This is a genomic window from Photobacterium swingsii (assembly GCF_024346715.1).
GTDB classification, from domain to species: domain Bacteria; phylum Pseudomonadota; class Gammaproteobacteria; order Enterobacterales; family Vibrionaceae; genus Photobacterium; species Photobacterium swingsii.
Genome location: NZ_AP024852.1, coordinates 201,914 through 219,446, shown reverse-complemented (window position 1 = coordinate 219,446; position 17,533 = coordinate 201,914). Strand labels below are relative to the sequence as shown.

Sequence of the window (17,533 nt, the reverse complement as noted above, 5' to 3'; positions counted from 1 at the left end):
TTTTCATATCGATTTTTTGTTCTAAAAACCGATAGATAGCATTACTTTTTGTGTGGGTTTAAACATGGTGAGTTTACAGACTTGTAATAAGAATATTACCTGTGCGACGTGATAGTTCTGCGTGAGAAATAGAGATAGCAGAAAACAAAAAGGGACGCTTGCGCGTCCCTTTTGGCGGTATTATCCAAGCAAAAATTATTTGCTTGTAAGCGCACCGAAACGCTTGTTGAATTTGTCGATACGACCACCGGTGCTAACTTGACGTTGCTTACCAGTGTAGAACGGGTGACATTTGTCACAAACATCAAGGTTGATGTCTTTGTTCATTGTAGAGTTAAATTCAAACGTGTTACCGCAAGAGCAACGAGCACTTACAGCTTTGTATTCTGGGTGAATACCTACTTTCATTGGGATAACCTCAAATAAAGGCCGTGTCGCTCTCCCGATCCAAAGCCGGGCACCACACGCGTTAAAAAATAGTTACCGCGCAAGGCGATAATTCAGGCGGCGTATAGTAATCAATCACACCGCACAGATCAACTAATCATGGAGTATTCCCCACTAAAAGTCGAATGGGCCTTTTAACAGCTCACTCATTACAGATTTGGGATACTTTCTGAGGCGAGGTACACTGCCTACCTTATTCATGCTAAAGCTAATGCGGATTTGCAATTTACGATGACGCTCGATATTGCCAAAGTGGCGCTTCCAGTACCACTGGACAAAACGTTTGATTACCTCATAAAACCCAATACTTACCCTGTGATTGGTGGACGTGTGCGTGTGCCATTTGGCCGCCAACACCTGATTGGTATTGTGGTGGCTTTGAGTGACCAATCCGATTTCCCACGGGCGCAACTCAAGCCGCTTGGCGCTGTTATCGATAGCGAAACACTCTGGTCTCCTGCACTGTTTGGTTTATTAAAATGGGCCAGTCAGTATTACCAGTATCCGCTCGGTGATACGTTAGCCAATGCCATGCCAGCTTTGCTTCGTAAGGGGCGAGAAGCCTCGCCGACGGCCTTAAAAAGCTGGGCATTAACGGAAGCAGGCAGGAACCAACCACTCATAAGTTTGAAACGTGCCCCGCGTCAAGTCCAAGTACTGACGGTATTACAGCAAGGCACCACCAGCCATGAAGCCCTTTTAGCACAAGAAGTTAGCTCAGCAACCTTAAAAACCCTGTCCGAAAAAGGTTGGATTGAAGAAAAAATCGAACAGCCTAAGCAAAATGATTGGCTTAAACATTTTGAGGTCACGGAAGAAAAGCCGCGCTTAAATGAAGAGCAAGCGCTGGCGATTGCAACCGTGAACTGCAATCCCGACTATGGTTGTTATTTATTGGAAGGGGTGACAGGTTCAGGCAAAACCGAAGTGTACCTTAACCTGCTAGAGCCGATTTTAGCCGCAGGTAAGCAAGCGCTAATTTTAGTGCCTGAAATCGGCCTAACACCGCAGACAATTAATCGCTTTAAGCGGCGCTTTAATGTGCCATTAGAGACCATCCACTCGGGCCTCAATGACACTGAGCGTTTATCCGCTTGGCTCGCTGGCCGCGATAACCAAGCTGGTATCATCATAGGAACACGCTCAGCCTTATTCACCCCCTTTGCTAACCTTGGCATTATTATTGTGGATGAAGAGCATGACGCCTCTTACAAGCAACAAGATAGCTTACGTTATCACGCCCGTGATATTGCCGTGCTGCGTGCTAACAAAGAAAATATCCCTGTGGTATTAGGCTCTGCGACACCCGCATTAGAAAGCCTGCATAATGCTAAAACTGGGAAATACCACCACCTCACCCTGACTCAACGTGCAGGCGTGGCCCAGAAAGCCCGCCATGGTGTACTGGATATCAAAGGGCTGTACTTAGAGTCGGGGCTATCGGCACCGCTGATCGCTCAAATGCGTAAACACCTCCAAGCAGGAAACCAAGTCATCCTGTTTTTAAACCGTCGGGGTTTTTCCCCTGCCATCATGTGTCATGAGTGCGGCTGGTTGGCCGATTGCCAGCGTTGTGATATCCACTACACCTTCCACCAGCAAACGGGGGAATTGCGCTGTCACCACTGTGGTGGACAACGCCCGATCATGCCGCAGTGTGGAGATTGTGGTTCAACCCAGCTGATCCCAGTCGGTGTCGGTACCGAGCAACTTGAACAACAACTCGCTACCTTATTCCCTGAATACAAAGCCGTGCGTATTGATCGTGATAGCACCCGCCGTAAAGGGTCGCTAGAAAACTATTTAGAAGCGATTAAAAATAACGAATACCAAATTCTAATTGGCACCCAGATGCTGGCAAAAGGGCATCACTTTCCCAATGTCACCTTAGTGGCTTTAATTGATGTGGATAGCGCCCTTTTTAGTAATGACTTCCGCGCCTCCGAGCGCTTAGCCCAACTGTTTATTCAGGTCGCAGGACGGGCTGGCCGAGCCAGCAAACCTGGCGAAGTGATGCTGCAAACTCACCACCCTGACCATGCTTTGTTGCAGGATTTGCTGCACAAAGGTTACGACAGTTTTGCCGCCACTGCGCTCAATGAACGCAAGCAGGCTTGGCTACCACCGTATACCTATTTAGCCTTGATGCGGGCCGAATCTAACGATAATGACCAAGTGCTCCAGTTTTTACAGCAAGTAAGAAACACCTTTGAAGCCAGCCCAAGGTTTAATCAAGATGTGTGCATTATGGGCCCCAACCCTGCGCCACTTGCACGTCGTGCAGGTCGTTACCGTTGGCAGCTACTCTTGCAAGCTCCCGACCGAAAAACCCTGCAGCAACTACTCTGCATAGCCAAACCTATGGTGCAATTATTACCTCTCGCCAAAAAGGTTCGCTGGTCGATAGATGTTGAACCCCAAGATTTGACTTAAAATAGGCAATGCGAGCTAGATCACATACCGAATGTAATTTATGCCATGATAGGCATGTTTAATTTATGTAGAAATGCCTACAATAATGAGCTTGTCGGTTTAGGTATCTGCCCATTTTGGCTATGGTCCTCCGGCAATTTTATGAGAGAAATCATAGAGAGGAAGTGCAACTATGGCGACAATGAAGGATGTTGCCCAGCTCGCCGGTGTATCTACAGCCACGGTATCCCGTGCTTTAATGAACCCGGAAAAAGTGTCAGCCTCAACCCGTAAAAAAGTTGAACAAGCTGTCATGGAAGCTGGTTATTCACCGAATTCACTAGCAAGAAATCTCCGTCGTAACGAATCAAAAACCATAGTCACAATTGTTCCTGATATTTGTGACCCTTACTTCAGTGAGCTTATTCGTGGTATCGAAGAAGCCGCCATGGAGCACGGCTATTTGGTTTTATTGGGTGATAGCGGCCAACAAAAAAACCGCGAAAATTCATTCGTCAACCTGGTCTTTACCAAGCAAGCAGACGGTATGCTGTTATTAGGCACCGACCTACCATTTGATGTCAGCAAACCTGAGCAGAAAAACTTGCCGCCCTTGGTTATGGCTTGTGAATACTCACCTGAGCTTGAACTACCAACAGTACAAATCGACAACCTGACAGCAGCGTTTGAAGCGGTTAATTACCTCACGCAAATGGGGCATCATCGCATCGCCCAAATTTCAGGACCAGACACCGCGCCTTTGTGTCATTTCCGTTCGCAAGGTTATCAGCAAGCATTGCGCCGTGCTGGGATTGATTTAAACCCAGCCTACACAGTAAAAGGCGACTTCTCGTTTGCTGCTGGTGCGCGTGCAGTAACCGCACTACTGTCATTGCCTGAGCCACCTACCGCTCTCTTTTGTCACAGCGACGTAATGGCAATTGGTGCAATGCAGCAAGCCAAACGACTCGGCTTACGTGTTCCTCAAGACATCTCTATAGTCGGCTTTGATGATATTCAATTTGCCGAATACTGCGATCCACCACTGACGACGGTTTCACAACCCCGCTACGAAATTGGACGCCAGGCAATGCTGATGTTGCTGGAATTATTGAAAGGTAAAGATGTGCAAGCAGGTTCACGCTTATTGGATGCCAAACTGGTTATCCGTGAAAGTGCAGCGCCACCGCCTGCATAAACGAGCATCACCTCAGTCGCAAACCTAATACTGTGAGCTTATCGTTTTGCGTATAAGCTCACACTTCTCACGTCGATCACTCCCCTCTTTCAAGCCTAAATTGACTCTGCCACTAGTCAGTATCCACCCAAGTTTGTACCATAGTGATACCGAGTTCTTTGTACTGTCAGCATTGTGGCCACTAAAGATTATGTAAAGCGCGGGCGCGCGCCAAAAAAGCCAGCTAATAACCGTCGTAAATCTACTGCGACTCGTTCTTTTCCTATCAAATGGGCCATCATTGCCGTGCTTTTGGTGGGTGCATTAGGCTATGGCTTATATTTTTTAGCGACCAGTGATCCTGCCCCCGCTCAGCCGAAAGTCACCAAACCGACAACGGTGAAACCACAAGTTGCGAAGCCAACAGTGGTAGCCCCCAAGCCTGCGACGAAACCGAAAGCCGCGCTACCGCCTAAACCGGAAGAGAAATGGCGCTATATCGAAGAGCTTGAAAACAAAGAAGTGAAAGTTGAAACCAAAAAAGAGCAGAAACCTACTCGACCTTATTTGATGCAATGTGGTGCCTACCGCACGCTGAAACAAGCTGACGAGCGTAAAGCCATGATCGCTTTCCAAGGCTTAACCAGCCAAATTAAAGTAGCAAACGGCGAAAAAGGTAAGTGGTATCGTGTGATTCTGGGCCCTTACCCTCAAAAACGTAAAGCCGAGAGCGACCGTAACCAATTACGCCGTGGGGGGATTGAGCCTTGCGCAATTTGGTATTGGGAATGGTAATTCATAATAATTTTCTTCTCTGATTAAAGATAAAAAAGGGTGCTACGGCATCCTTTTTTGATCACAAGCACTGCGACCACCTTGAAATTTCCCACCACCAACCCAAGATAATAATGATATTGATACCGGCACTGAACGCCGGCGCAAACCAAAGAGGTTTCCCCGTGACAACTATTGTATCTGTACGTCGAAACGGAAAAGTCGTTATTGCAGGTGATGGCCAGGTTTCTCTGGGCAACACTGTAATGAAAGGTAACGCGCGCAAAGTCCGCCGTTTATATAACAATAAAGTACTGGCAGGTTTTGCTGGCGGTACTGCTGATGCATTCACTCTATTTGAGCGTTTTGAGCGTAAGCTCGAAATGCACCAAGGCCACCTGCTGAAATCAGCGGTGGAGCTTGCGAAAGATTGGCGTACCGATCGTGCGCTACGCAAACTTGAAGCCTTATTGGCCGTGGCCGATGAAACTGGCTCATTAATTATCACGGGTAACGGTGATGTGGTTCAGCCTGAAAACGATCTGATTGCGATTGGTTCTGGTGGTAACTTTGCACAGGCAGCCGCAACCGCACTGCTTGAAAACACCGATTTAGGTGCACGTGAAATTGCAGAAAAATCGCTAAATATTGCTGGCGATATCTGTGTATTCACCAACCATAACCATACCGTTGAAGAACTAGAGACCAAGTAAGGAAGTTGCCATGTCTGAGATGACTCCACGCGAGATTGTTCACGAACTTGATCGCCACATTATCGGTCAAGATAAAGCGAAACGTGCAGTGGCTATTGCCCTACGTAACCGCTGGCGTCGCATGCAGCTTCCTGAAGAGCTGCGTGTTGAAGTCACCCCGAAAAATATTCTGATGATAGGCCCAACGGGTGTCGGTAAAACCGAGATTGCTCGTCGTCTAGCGAAACTAGCGAACGCGCCTTTCATCAAAGTTGAAGCAACCAAGTTCACCGAAGTGGGCTATGTAGGCAAAGAAGTGGAAACCATTATCCGCGACTTAACCGACGTTGCAGTGAAAATGACCCACCAGCAAGCGATGGAAAAAGTAAAATTCCGCGCTGAAGAACAAGCTGAAGATCGTATTCTTGATATCTTGCTGCCACCTGCTCGCGATGCATGGGGCCAAAATGAAGAAGGCGATAGCAATTCATCAACCCGTCAATCTTTCCGTAAGAAGCTGCGCGAAGGTAAACTTGACGACAAAGAAGTTGAAATCGATATTGCCGCGCCGCAAATGGGTGTAGAGATCATGGCGCCTCCAGGTATGGAAGACATGACCAACCAACTGCAAGGTATGTTCCAAAACCTTGCGGGTAACACCTCTAAAAAGCGTAAGATGAAAATCAAAGACGCGATGAAAGCAGCAACCGAAGAAGAAGCTGCCAAGTTGGTCAACCAAGAAGAACTGAAAGAACAAGCGATCTTTGCGGTAGAAAACAACGGCATCGTTTTCTTGGATGAAATCGATAAGATCTGTAAGCGTGGTGAATCATCAGGCCCAGATGTGTCACGCGAAGGTGTTCAGCGCGATCTACTGCCACTTGTTGAAGGCAGCACAGTATCAACCAAGCACGGCATGGTAAAAACTGATCACATCCTCTTTGTGGCTTCGGGTGCATTCCAAGTTGCAAAACCTTCGGATCTGATCCCTGAACTACAAGGTCGTCTGCCGATCCGTGTTGAGTTAGAAGCCCTAACAAGCCATGACTTCAAGCGTATCCTAACTGAGCCAAATGCATCGCTTACTGAGCAATACCGTGCTCTGATGGCGACAGAATCGGTTGAGATCTCGTTTACTGAAGACGGCATCGATAAACTGGCAGAAGCCGCATGGCAGGTGAATGAGCGTACTGAAAATATCGGTGCTCGCCGCCTGCACACTGTGATGGAGCGTTTGATGGAAGAACTATCTTACGACGCCTCTGAAAAATCAGGTGACGCCATGGTGATCGATGCAGCTTACGTGACTGAGCGTTTAGGTGAATTGGTTGAAGACGAAGATCTAAGCCGCTTCATTTTATAATAGCGCCTTGCACAACACTTGATATCACATCTAACGGCGCATTCACTGCGCCGTTTTTTTATCTGAAATTTGCGTTAATACACTTCCCCGACCGAATCTATCCAATATCAAGTGCTATATTGCATCCATCAGACACAGGGATAGCAAATGGAATAAGTGTCATATCTAGGTCACAATTTTTGTTCTGAAACAAACATTGTTGCGATAAATTTGCCCAGCGGGCGAATTGCGCCATAATAGCCATTCGATACATTGCTAAGTACGACATTATGAAATCATCTTCTTCACTCGCGATTTGGTTAGATGCAGCTCGGCCGAAAACACTGCCGCTGGCGATAGCATCCATTGTTTGTGGTAGCGCAGTGGCAGGATGGCAAGGAAGTTTTTCTGCATCAATCTCAGCGCTGGCATTGCTGACAGCACTGTTACTTCAAATTTTATCTAATCTAGCTAATGACTATGGCGACGCCGTCAAAGGGACAGATAACGATGACCGTCTAGGGCCTCAGCGTGCCATTCAGTCCGGTCTCGTTACGCCTGGTGCCATGCGCACCGCCATGGGCTTAAATATCGTCTTAACCGTTGTTAGCGGGCTAACCTTAATCTTCCTCGCCTGTAACAACCTTCAAGACATGTTTGGCTTTATGCTACTGGGCTTGATGGCCATTGCGGCTTCTATCGCCTACACCGTCGGTAATAAACCTTATGGTTACCGTGGGCTGGGCGATTTGTCAGTATTGATGTTCTTTGGCTGGCTGGGTGTCGCCGGGACTTACTACCTTCAAGCAGGACAAATCGATTCTGTGATCATGCTACCAGCAACCGCTTGTGGCTTGCTGGCTGTCGGCGTTCTCAATATCAATAACCTACGCGATATCGATAACGATCGCGCCTGCGGTAAATTAACGCTAGCGGTGCGTATGGGGCCTGAGTGGGGTCGCAAGTACCACTTGTTTTTACTGACCGGCAGTGTGCTTTGTTTGGCCTTATTTGCCCTACTTGAAATGCACTCACCGTTTGGTTGGCTCTTTGTACTCAGCACACCACTGTTGTTTAATCATGGTAAAAAAGTCCTGCAATCAGCTGATGGTGCAGCCCTTCGCCCTATGATGGCGACTATGGTGAAATGCGCCCTGCTGACCAATATTTTGTTTGCTGCTGGTGTGATGCTGTCTTAATGTCATCACCAATCAATTAGCAGTGATTCGATTAGCGGTGATATCACTGACGTGAAGTGCATCATCACCGTTAGTCACTTATTGCAATGCCCTTTTAGCTGGTTATACTTTCAACAAGTTAGAACAATATTGATACCCCTTTATTGATCATCGGATTGGTTCAATCAACCTTTCGCACAATTCGCCACAACAAGAAGTGAACTTATGGAATACAACACCTCAGAGCTATGCGATATCTACCTAGATAAAGTGGATGTGGTAGAGCCTATGTTCAGCTCTTACGGTGGTCGCAGCTCATTTGGCGGCCAAGTCACCACAGTGAAATGTTTTGAAGACAATGCTTTAATTCATACCGTCTTAGAACAAGAGGGCGCTGGTCGCGTACTACTGATTGATGGTGGCGGTTCATTACGCCGAGCACTGATTGATGCAGAACTTGCTCAACTGGCTGCTGATAATGAATGGGAAGGGATTATTGTGTATGGCAGTGTTCGCCATGTCGATGATCTTGATGAACTCGATCTCGGTATTCACGCACTAGCCTCTATCCCAGTGGGAGCAGATGAGCAAGGTGTCGGTGAAGTGGATGTGGCGGTGAACTTTGGTGGGGTGACCTTCTTGCCTGAAGATCATATCTATGCCGATAATACGGGTGTGATCTTATCGCAAGACCCGCTCGATATCGACTAACAGCATGAGTGGCAATATAACAGCCGCTCAGCCAAACTATCACGATGGTGAGTGATACTCCCATCGTGATCACTAGATGCAGCTCAGTTCTCTGGGCTGCATATCAAAGCTAGAATGACACCAATCTCAATCAGATTGGTATTCAATTACTCTACGCCTTCCATTTTACCTAGCAGGTTACGCACACGATCTTGCCATGCGTTATGGTCGTTACGAAGCTTTTCGTTATCTTGTACAAGCTCTTCACGGCTTGAACGTAATTCTTGCGCTTCCATTGCTAGGCTATCTTTTTGTTCTTTTAGTTCTTCAATTTCCATTTGTAGCAGAGAAATTGTATCAACCGCCATTTGTACTTTTGATTCTAGCTTTTCCAACATTTCTAATGACATAAAGTTCACCTGATTGTAGGCTCGCCCCTTCGCCTAAACCCTTATAAGACGCGGCACGAGCGTGTTTAATATGCGATGTTGAAATCTATTCTAACCACGCAGAGGCTATCAAGCATCCCCTAATACTGTGCTTTTTTGCAAGTGATTAAAAAAAGAACAATTTTGATGATCATTTTGCATACCGCCACTGTGTTATTCATTCTGCGATTAACTGTGCACCTTTGTGCAATCCGCAGGTGGTATGGATCTGAATGTTCATCCGCGCACCCCATTCATCTAAATTGTCACCAAGCTGCATGAATAGGCAGACAGCCAAGTGTAATAATTCACTCTTAGCCACTGAAACAATGCGTAGAATTGCGATCTCAATCTATTTTCATGCAGCCTCACCATGCTACTTTTTATCTTGATCGTATCTCTCTTGGATTTATCCAAGATTTGCCCTCTCTGGCACATCCGACCTACTTTAGGTCGGATTTTTTATGTCAATTCAACCACATACCCATAAAGTGGTAGATGTGGATGTTGCTTTTCGCGCATTTAAATACTCATTTAGTCAAAATGAGATTTCAATCATAAAACACGCAAACGCTTGCGCGTTTACGCATTGTTATCTTCCTTTTATGCTCGAACGCACATTATTCGAACGGGAATATTTCCATAATATCGGTACACAGCACCTCGCTGTGAAATAACTATAAAAAACGATACCCCTACAACATATCGATAAAAGGACTGAAAGATGACCAACTCAAAACAACACACCCTCCTCGGAGAGTGTATCGCTGAGTTTATAGGAACAGGTTTGCTGATCTTCTTCGGCGTCGGATGTGTCGCTGCGCTTGTATTAACAAGTGCAGAATTCGGCCAGTGGGAAGTCAGTATCATGTGGGGCTTTGGTGTGGCACTTGCTATCTACTGTACTGCAGGTGTCTCCGGTGCTCATATTAACCCAGCGGTAACTATCGCACTGGCACTCTTCCACGGCTTTGATAAACGCAAAGTCGGCCCGTACATTGTGGCCCAAGTACTTGGTGCTTTCTGTTCGGCGGCTCTTATCTACGCACTTTACAGCAACCTATTTACCGAATTCGAAGCCGCGAATCAGATCGTCCGAGGCAGTGAAGCTAGCCTTGCAACCGCAGGCATCTTCTCGACTTACCCTAATGCAGCCCTCTCTTTTGGTGGTGCATTTGCAGTTGAGTTCGTGATCACAGCCGTACTGATGTTCGCCATTCTAGCCATTGGTGATGATAAAAACGGTGCACCACGTGGTGCAATGGGCCCACTATTGATTGGTATTCTAATCGCCGTTATCGGTGGCTCTTTAGGTCCACTGACTGGGTTTGCAATGAACCCAGCGCGTGACTTTGGCCCTAAATTCTTTGCCTTTATGGCGGGATGGGGTGACATGGCGCTCACGGGCGGTAAAGATATCCCATACATGATAGTCCCAATTCTAGCGCCTATCTTCGGTGCATGTTTTGGTGGCTGGTTATACCCTAAAGTGATTGGTACCTACCTACCGGGCAACAACTGTACGTTACCAAACAAATGCGAAGGCGATGCCGAGCAAGAAACGGCCAGTGCTTAAACGCATTCGCACGAAACAAACATAAAAATAGGATGCCAGCCCGACTCTGCGTCTGTGCTCGGGCTGAAGATAGCGTCCATCTCTACTACCCTATAAAAATATATCGAGGAAAATGTTATGACCACTGAGCAAAAGTACATTGTTGCACTTGATCAGGGTACGACTAGTTCCCGCGCGGTTGTGCTGGATCACAACGCCAATATCGTCTGTACGTCCCAACGTGAATTCACTCAAATTTACCCTAAAGCCGGCTGGGTTGAGCACGATCCACTCGAGATCTACGCAACCCAAAGCTCAACCTTAGTGGAAGTGCTAGCCAAAGCGGGTATCCGTTCCGACCAAGTCGCGGGTATCGGTATCACTAACCAACGTGAAACCACCATTGTTTGGAATAAGAATACAGGTAAGCCTGTTTACAATGCGATTGTATGGCAATGCCGCCGTACAGCTGATATTTGTGAAGGCCTGAAAGGTGAAGGGTTAGAAGAGTATATCCGTGACAACACAGGTCTAGTGGTTGACCCGTATTTCTCGGGTACCAAGATCAAATGGATCTTAGATAACGTTGAAGGTGCACGCGAAGAAGCAGAAGCCGGAAATCTCTTATTCGGTACCGTGGATACTTGGCTGATCTGGAAGATGACTCAGGGACGTGTTCACGTGACTGACTACACCAATGCGTCACGCACCATGGTGTTTAATATCAATACCCTACAGTGGGATGAAAAACTACTCAAAGCACTCGACATTCCATTGTCTATGATGCCAGAAGTGAAACCATCTTCTGAAGTCTATGGCCAAACCAACATTGGTGGTAAAGGCGGTACACGTATTCCAATTTCAGGTATTGCTGGAGACCAACAAGCCGCACTATTTGGTCAAATGTGTGTGGAACAAGGCCAAGCAAAGAACACCTATGGGACAGGCTGTTTCTTGCTGATGAATACAGGCAAAGAAAAAGTAACCTCGCACAATGGTCTACTGACAACGCTCGCCTGCGGACCGAAAGGCGATGTGGCTTACGCATTGGAAGGCGCAGTCTTTATGGGCGGTGCATCAGTACAATGGCTGCGTGATGAAGTGAAACTACTAAGTGATGCTAGCGATTCTGAATACTTTGCTGAAAAAGTAGGCAGTGCAAATGGCGTATACGTCGTACCAGCCTTCACAGGATTAGGCGCACCTTACTGGGACCCGTATGCACGTGGCGCAATTGTCGGCTTAACACGTGGCGTTAACTCTAACCACATCATTCGTGCAACGCTAGAAAGCGTCGCTTACCAAACCCGTGACGTATTAGATGCAATGCAAGCGGACTCTGGCATCAAGCTCGCTAGTCTACGTGTCGATGGGGGTGCAGTGGCCAACAACTTCCTGATGCAGTTCCAATCTGACATCCTTAACACTGAAGTACACCGCCCTGTCGTCACCGAAGTCACAGCACTGGGTGCAGCTTACCTTGCCGGTCTTGCTGTCGGTTTCTGGGACAGTATCGACGAACTACAAGACAAAGCGGTACTCGATCGAAACTTCCTACCTTGTGCCAACGACAAGAAACGTGATCGCCGCTACCGTGGTTGGCAACGTGCAGTTGAATGTGCCAAAGGCTGGGCCATTGATGAAGACTATGACGACGAATAATCCTCAGTGATCTCGCCCTTTCTTTAAAGGTTCCCCCTCAAAAAAGGTCTGCACACGCAGACCTTTTCTTTTTCTAAATCTTTATTTTTATCGTCCACTACAGGCTCATGCTGCAAAGGTTAAGCAATTAAGCTGTGCCACAAAATAGGCACCACAATGACCACTATCAGTAATAGTAATAAGCCATATTCAAGCCGAAGTAATTGGTTGTGGGCTCGGTGTTGCTGTCGCTTATTCAATTGTTGGTTTTCTTGCTTTACCTCACGGCGAAAGCGCTTAATCAACCTATGCATCGTATCTCTCTATTTCTGTTGTATTTTTATGCTGATATTTTGACCGAAAGCCATATTTATTATCGTGATCTTTTTCACGCCTACTACTTGATAGTGCACAGAATTAAATTAACGCAAACGTTTCACTCAAGCTGTGATAAAATCCCCGCCAGTTCAAAAGCCCACTGATTTCTATTTCCGGAGTAACCATGAAACGCGATTTAGCGATGGCATTTTCCCGTGTCACTGAAGGTGCCGCACTGGCAGGCTACAAATGGCTTGGCCGTGGTGACAAAAACGCTGCCGATGGCGCAGCAGTTGAAGTTATGCGTACCCTTCTTAATCAAACTGAGATTGAAGGTGAAATCGTTATTGGTGAAGGTGAGATCGATGAAGCACCTATGCTCTACATTGGTGAGAAAGTCGGTTTGGGCGGTGATGCTGTCGATATCGCCGTTGACCCAATCGAAGGCACTCGCATGACAGCGATGGGACAAAACAACGCATTGGCGGTACTTGCAGCTGGCGAAAAAGGCTCTTTTCTTAAAGCACCAGACATGTACATGGAAAAATTGGTTGTTGGCCCTGGCGCAAAAGGGGCGATTGACCTTGATAAACCACTGAGTGAAAACCTAGAAAATATTGCAGCAGCACTGGGTAAAACACTGGATTCATTAGTTGTGACGACACTGGCAAAACCGCGTCATGACCAAGTGATCGCCGACATGCAAGCCATGGGTGTACGCGTCTTCGCTTTCCCTGATGGCGATGTTGCCGCTTCTATCCTAACTTGTATGCCAGACAGCGAAGTCGATGTCATGTACTGCATCGGTGGTGCACCTGAAGGTGTTGTTTCAGCAGCCGCGATTCGCGCGCTTGGCGGTGACATGCACGGTCGTCTGATCCCTCGCCATCAAGTAAAAGAAGACAACGAAGAGAACCGTCGTCTTGGTCAAATTGAAATTGACCGTTGTGGTGAGATGGGTATCGAACCTAACAAGCTACTGCGTATGGAAGACATGGCGCAAAGCGATAACGTCATTTTCGCTGGTACAGGTATCACTAAAGGTGACCTGCTTGAAGGCATCAGCCGCCAAGGCGACATGGCGACAACCGAAACCCTACTTATTCGCGGTAAGTGCCGTACTATTCGTCGCATTAAATCGACGCACTACTTATCACGCAAAGATGATGCGATCAAAGGTCACATCATCTAATTCGGCAAGCCAGTTCATGGTTTAACCGCCGTCTCATCAAGGCGCATCTGTTTGGTGCGCTTTTTTATTGCTCCCAGTTCAATCCTTTATCCACCTCAATCCTTTCACATTTCTCGCCTATAGTTGCATTCATCTTCTATGCTTAGTTTGTAAAGTCGTTGCTTTATTTAGCTCGCTGGTTACATAATAGTGATGACAAAGGAAGATGCTGCTATGAAAACAATCGATAAAATTCTTCAACGAATGAAGCGTGAAGGTGATGTCACCGCCAAGGAGCTGGCACAAGAGTTAAGCCTGACCACCATGGGCGTACGCCAACACCTCCAAGGGCTAGAAGAGTCTGGTCTGGTTGATTTTCACGATGTAAAAGTAAAAGTGGGTCGTCCTACTCGCCACTGGCGCTTAACCGCCCAAGGGCACAGTCAATTCACGGATCGTCATGGTGATTTGATCATTCAAATGCTCGACTCTGTCGAAGACTTATTTGGCTCGACTGGCTTGGAAAAAGTGATCAATCAGCGTGAGCAACAAACATTCACCCAATACCAACAAGCACTAGCAAAGTGTGAAAATTTAAAAGAAAAACTCGAATTACTGACTACACTCAGGGAGCAGGAAGGCTACATGGCTGAGCTGCTACACGATGAGCAAGGCTACCTGCTGGTTGAAAACCACTGCCCTATTTGCCACGCTGCAAAACGTTGCCCATCGCTGTGTCAGTCAGAATTGAATGTCTTCCAACGCTTATTGGGAAATGAATACCTTGTCGAAAGGAACGACCACATTATCGCCGGAGAGAGGCGTTGCGCTTATCGAATCATGAACAATTAGAATAAGGAGCCAACTATGGCTGACTGGATCCCCGCGGAAGTCATAAACAATCGTCATTGGAATAACGATTTGTTTAGTCTAACGTTACGAGCAAATATCGAGCCCTTTAAAGCAGGGCAATTTACGAAACTCGGTTTAGAAATCGACGGCAAGATGATCCAGCGGGCTTATTCATTTGTTAACCCACCCAGCGACAACACCATAGAAATTTACGCCACACGCGTCGCCGATGGTCTGCTCTCCCCGCGCCTTCATCAGCTTGAAGCAGGTGATCACGTTTACGTTTCAGCACGAGCAACGGGCTACTTCATGCTCAGTGAAGTACCTCAGGGTGAGCATCTGTGGCTACTTGCTACAGGCACTGCCATCGGCCCTTATCTATCCATGCTCCGCGAAAAAGAAGTATGGCAACGCTTTCGTAAAATTGTGTTAGTTCACGCCGTCCGCTATGCGGCCGACCTGAGTTACCAAGCCGAAATCAATGCGCTAAAAGAACAATATCCCGATCAATTAATTGTACAGCCATTTGTCAGTCGCGAACCGGCCATGCTGTCATTACCCGGCCGGATCCCACTGGCGATTGCCGATGGGCTACTCGAACGTCATGTTGGATTAACGCTTAGCGCCGAGCAAAGTCAAGTTATGCTATGCGGTAACCCTGAAATGGTACGAGATACTAAAGCAGCCTTAGAACAAAAAGGCTTAGCGAAAAATTTACGTCGAGCACCAGGACAAATTACGATGGAACACTACTGGTAATTACATCTAGATTCGGAAGTCGATCGATTTTATCAACTCTGTCTCAACTCTGAGCCAGTCAGATTCTCAGCTGACTGGCTAGGGTAAGAAGAGACGTGATAAAAGGAGGTCGATGATGCCAGACCAAACAACCGCGCATTTAGCCCAATCTTCTCAGAAAGCACAGACTCTACCGAGTTTTGACGAACTCAAGACCTTGGCAGAACAAGATCCGGAGGCGTTAGAAGCCCTACGCATCACGATGAGCCAAGATATCATTGATAACGCCAGTCAAGCAATGCAACCCCGCCTGCAGGCCCAGCTAAGCCATATCAATCAAGTGATTGCGACAGGAAAGAACCCGAATCATGTTAACGTGCTGCTGCGCAAAGAGCTTCACAGGCAATTCGTACGCTTTTCACAGGCGCTAACAGCACCAGAGACAATCAAACATCAGCAGGCTGACATCAAGCCATTTTGCCGCCCCACTCCAACCTCTTAAAGTTACAATCTGCATACAGTGGGGCGTCTCACTTTCAACCCAGTTTACGCGCTAACTTTCAAGAAGGTCTCAGGATCCATGTCGCGCACATCAATCGTTAAACTATTAATGTCAGCGGCATGTTTTTCCAGTTCAGCCATTACTTCTCGTGTTAAAAGACGCTTTTGCTCTACCGTTCGCCCAGATAATAAGCTGAGCTCAATGTGGATAAACGTTTGTTTAACACCGTCTTCACCAATCAACCAGTTATGGCAAGGATAAGCACGCGTTTTGACGGCATCGGCTTCAAACAAACCACTGGCCAACATCACCCTGTGTAAATCATCCAGCAAGCCAGCCACATTGACGCGTTCAGCGACAGGATCGGCATACTCCACCACAAGATTTGGCATTTTTCCTCCTTAAAAAACTCGTCCATTGCACTAGCACAATCTGCTAGCACCTAGCCAATACAGTACGATATTTAACCAAGCAAGGCGAGTTACATAGGTGAAAATTCAACCAAAGATCACTGTCTAATTTGACCGCCAAAAATAAAATTTACGCTGAATTTATGATTAATTACGCTTTCACTGTTCACTTTTCTTCACGAAAAAGGTACAACCAAGCACGATAATGATTTTGGACAGTAAAATTATTCAGAATTCTGTTATATTTTTACGTAATTGAGACCAATCGAATTCAGTAATCCTCTTGGCATAGGGATAACCTCCAAGGATTACGGTTACTTAAATCGATTTGTTTTAATTTACATCTATTAAATTTGGAGAAATGCTATGCGCCATCCTGTAGTTATGGGTAACTGGAAGCTAAACGGTAGCAAGGAAATGGTCTCTGACCTTCTTAAAGGCCTTAACGCTGAACTAGAAGGTGTTCAAGGTGTTGACGTTGCCGTTGCTCCACCAGCGCTATACATCGACCTAGCTGAGCGTGAAATCGCAGCGGGCGGTAACAAGATCATTCTTGGTGCACAGAATACTGATCTAAACAACAGCGGTGCTTTCACTGGTGATATGTCTCCAGCGATGCTGAAAGACTTCGGTGCAAGCCACATCATCATCGGTCACTCTGAGCGTCGTGAATACCACGCTGAGTCTGACGAGTTCGTTGCTAAGAAATTCGCTTTCCTTAAAGAAAACGGCCTAACACCTGTTCTTTGTATCGGTGAGTCTGAAGCACAAAACGAAGCTGGCGAAACAGTTGCAGTATGTGCACGCCAAATCGACGCTGTGATCAACACACAAGGTGTTGAAGCTCTTGAAGGCGCTATCATCGCTTACGAACCAATCTGGGCGATCGGTACAGGTAAAGCAGCAACAGCTGAAGATGCACAACGCATCCACGCACAAATTCGTGCTCACATCGCAGAGAAATCTGAAGAAATCGCGAAGAAAGTTGTTATCCAATACGGCGGTTCTGTTAAACCAGAAAACGCAGCGTCATACTTCGCACAACCAGATATCGATGGTGCGCTAGTAGGCGGTGCAGCACTTGACGCGAAAGGCTTTGCCGCTATCGCTAAAGCAGCTGCTGAAGCTAAAGCATAATCTCGTGTAATCACAGATTAGCTTGATAAAAGGTCACTTCGGTGGCCTTTTTTGTGCCTGCTATTCCAA

At 46.9% G+C, this 17,533-nt stretch carries 18 protein-coding genes; 14 read left to right on the top strand and 4 right to left on the bottom strand.

Annotated elements, in window-relative coordinates; translation table 11 throughout:
- Positions 1–195: 195 nt before the first annotated feature.
- Positions 196–408 carry a 50S ribosomal protein L31 gene (gene rpmE, locus OCU77_RS01035; protein WP_048898866.1) on the bottom strand — a complete coding sequence of 71 codons (213 nt, stop codon included), beginning with the start codon at positions 406–408 and terminating at the stop codon, positions 196–198.
- A gap of 270 nt (positions 409–678) precedes the next feature.
- On the opposite strand from rpmE, the gene priA reads away from it, so the two are divergent.
- From priA to rraA, 7 genes are all read left to right on the top strand, one after another.
- Positions 679–2,880 carry a primosomal protein N' gene (priA, locus tag OCU77_RS01030; RefSeq protein WP_048898865.1) on the top strand — a complete coding sequence of 734 codons (2,202 nt, stop codon included), beginning with the start codon at positions 679–681 and terminating at the stop codon, positions 2,878–2,880.
- A 172-nt stretch (positions 2,881–3,052) separates the two neighbouring features.
- Positions 3,053–4,057, top strand: a complete 1,005-nt coding sequence (gene cytR / locus OCU77_RS01025) for a DNA-binding transcriptional regulator CytR (RefSeq protein ID WP_048898864.1) — start codon at positions 3,053–3,055, stop codon at positions 4,055–4,057.
- A gap of 174 nt (positions 4,058–4,231) precedes the next feature.
- Positions 4,232–4,831 carry an SPOR domain-containing protein gene (locus OCU77_RS01020; protein WP_048898863.1) on the top strand — a complete coding sequence of 200 codons (600 nt, stop codon included), beginning with the start codon at positions 4,232–4,234 and terminating at the stop codon, positions 4,829–4,831.
- Between the two features lie 164 nt (positions 4,832–4,995).
- Complete coding sequence (hslV, locus tag OCU77_RS01015; protein ID WP_048898862.1) at positions 4,996–5,523, top strand: ATP-dependent protease subunit HslV; 528 nt, start codon at positions 4,996–4,998, stop codon at positions 5,521–5,523.
- Between the two features lie 10 nt (positions 5,524–5,533).
- Entirely contained in the window at positions 5,534–6,865 is a 1,332-nt protein-coding gene (gene hslU, locus OCU77_RS01010) for an HslU--HslV peptidase ATPase subunit (RefSeq protein ID WP_048898861.1), read from the top strand.
- Positions 6,866–7,134: 269 nt separating this feature from the next.
- Entirely contained in the window at positions 7,135–8,043 is a 909-nt protein-coding gene (locus OCU77_RS01005; protein ID WP_048898860.1) for a 1,4-dihydroxy-2-naphthoate polyprenyltransferase, read from the top strand.
- A 204-nt stretch (positions 8,044–8,247) separates the two neighbouring features.
- Positions 8,248–8,733 carry a ribonuclease E activity regulator RraA gene (gene rraA, locus OCU77_RS01000; protein ID WP_048898859.1) on the top strand — a complete coding sequence of 162 codons (486 nt, stop codon included), beginning with the start codon at positions 8,248–8,250 and terminating at the stop codon, positions 8,731–8,733.
- Positions 8,734–8,879: 146 nt separating this feature from the next.
- Here the strand turns inward: rraA and zapB are convergent, their stop codons facing one another.
- Positions 8,880–9,122 carry a cell division protein ZapB gene (gene zapB / locus OCU77_RS00995; RefSeq protein WP_048898858.1) on the bottom strand — a complete coding sequence of 81 codons (243 nt, stop codon included), beginning with the start codon at positions 9,120–9,122 and terminating at the stop codon, positions 8,880–8,882.
- A gap of 742 nt (positions 9,123–9,864) precedes the next feature.
- On the opposite strand from zapB, the gene OCU77_RS00990 reads away from it, so the two are divergent.
- Together OCU77_RS00990 and glpK are read left to right on the top strand one after the other, a co-directional pair.
- Positions 9,865–10,716 carry an MIP/aquaporin family protein gene (locus tag OCU77_RS00990; protein ID WP_107302829.1) on the top strand — a complete coding sequence of 284 codons (852 nt, stop codon included), beginning with the start codon at positions 9,865–9,867 and terminating at the stop codon, positions 10,714–10,716.
- 117 nt (positions 10,717–10,833) lie between these two features.
- On the top strand, positions 10,834–12,357 hold the full coding sequence (glpK, locus tag OCU77_RS00985) for a glycerol kinase GlpK (protein WP_107302828.1): 1,524 nt from the start codon (positions 10,834–10,836) through the stop codon (positions 12,355–12,357).
- A 119-nt stretch (positions 12,358–12,476) separates the two neighbouring features.
- Here glpK and OCU77_RS00980 read toward each other — a convergent pair whose 3' ends face one another.
- Positions 12,477–12,650, bottom strand: a complete 174-nt coding sequence (locus tag OCU77_RS00980; RefSeq protein ID WP_160314710.1) for a hypothetical protein — start codon at positions 12,648–12,650, stop codon at positions 12,477–12,479.
- Positions 12,651–12,838: 188 nt separating this feature from the next.
- Between OCU77_RS00980 and glpX the strand changes: the two genes are divergently transcribed.
- From glpX to OCU77_RS00960, 4 genes are all read left to right on the top strand, one after another.
- The gene (gene glpX / locus OCU77_RS00975; RefSeq protein WP_107302827.1) at positions 12,839–13,846 is read left to right on the top strand and encodes a class II fructose-bisphosphatase; all 1,008 of its coding nucleotides are present in this window, start codon (positions 12,839–12,841) and stop codon (positions 13,844–13,846) included.
- A 213-nt stretch (positions 13,847–14,059) separates the two neighbouring features.
- Positions 14,060–14,677, top strand: a complete 618-nt coding sequence (locus OCU77_RS00970; RefSeq protein WP_048898856.1) for a helix-turn-helix transcriptional regulator — start codon at positions 14,060–14,062, stop codon at positions 14,675–14,677.
- A 15-nt stretch (positions 14,678–14,692) separates the two neighbouring features.
- Entirely contained in the window at positions 14,693–15,436 is a 744-nt protein-coding gene (locus OCU77_RS00965; protein WP_048898855.1) for a ferredoxin--NADP reductase, read from the top strand.
- 112 nt (positions 15,437–15,548) lie between these two features.
- A complete protein-coding gene (locus OCU77_RS00960; RefSeq protein ID WP_239685962.1) occupies positions 15,549–15,917 on the top strand; it encodes a DUF3135 domain-containing protein in 369 nt (122 codons plus the stop codon).
- Between the two features lie 44 nt (positions 15,918–15,961).
- Here OCU77_RS00960 and OCU77_RS00955 read toward each other — a convergent pair whose 3' ends face one another.
- Entirely contained in the window at positions 15,962–16,309 is a 348-nt protein-coding gene (locus OCU77_RS00955) for a 5-carboxymethyl-2-hydroxymuconate Delta-isomerase (RefSeq protein ID WP_048898853.1), read from the bottom strand.
- 384 nt (positions 16,310–16,693) lie between these two features.
- Here OCU77_RS00955 and tpiA point away from each other — a divergent pair, with 384 nt between their 5' ends.
- Positions 16,694–17,464: a triose-phosphate isomerase gene (gene tpiA / locus OCU77_RS00950; protein ID WP_048898852.1), complete on the top strand. Its 771-nt coding sequence runs from the start codon at positions 16,694–16,696 to the stop codon at positions 17,462–17,464.
- Positions 17,465–17,533 lie beyond the last annotated feature (69 nt).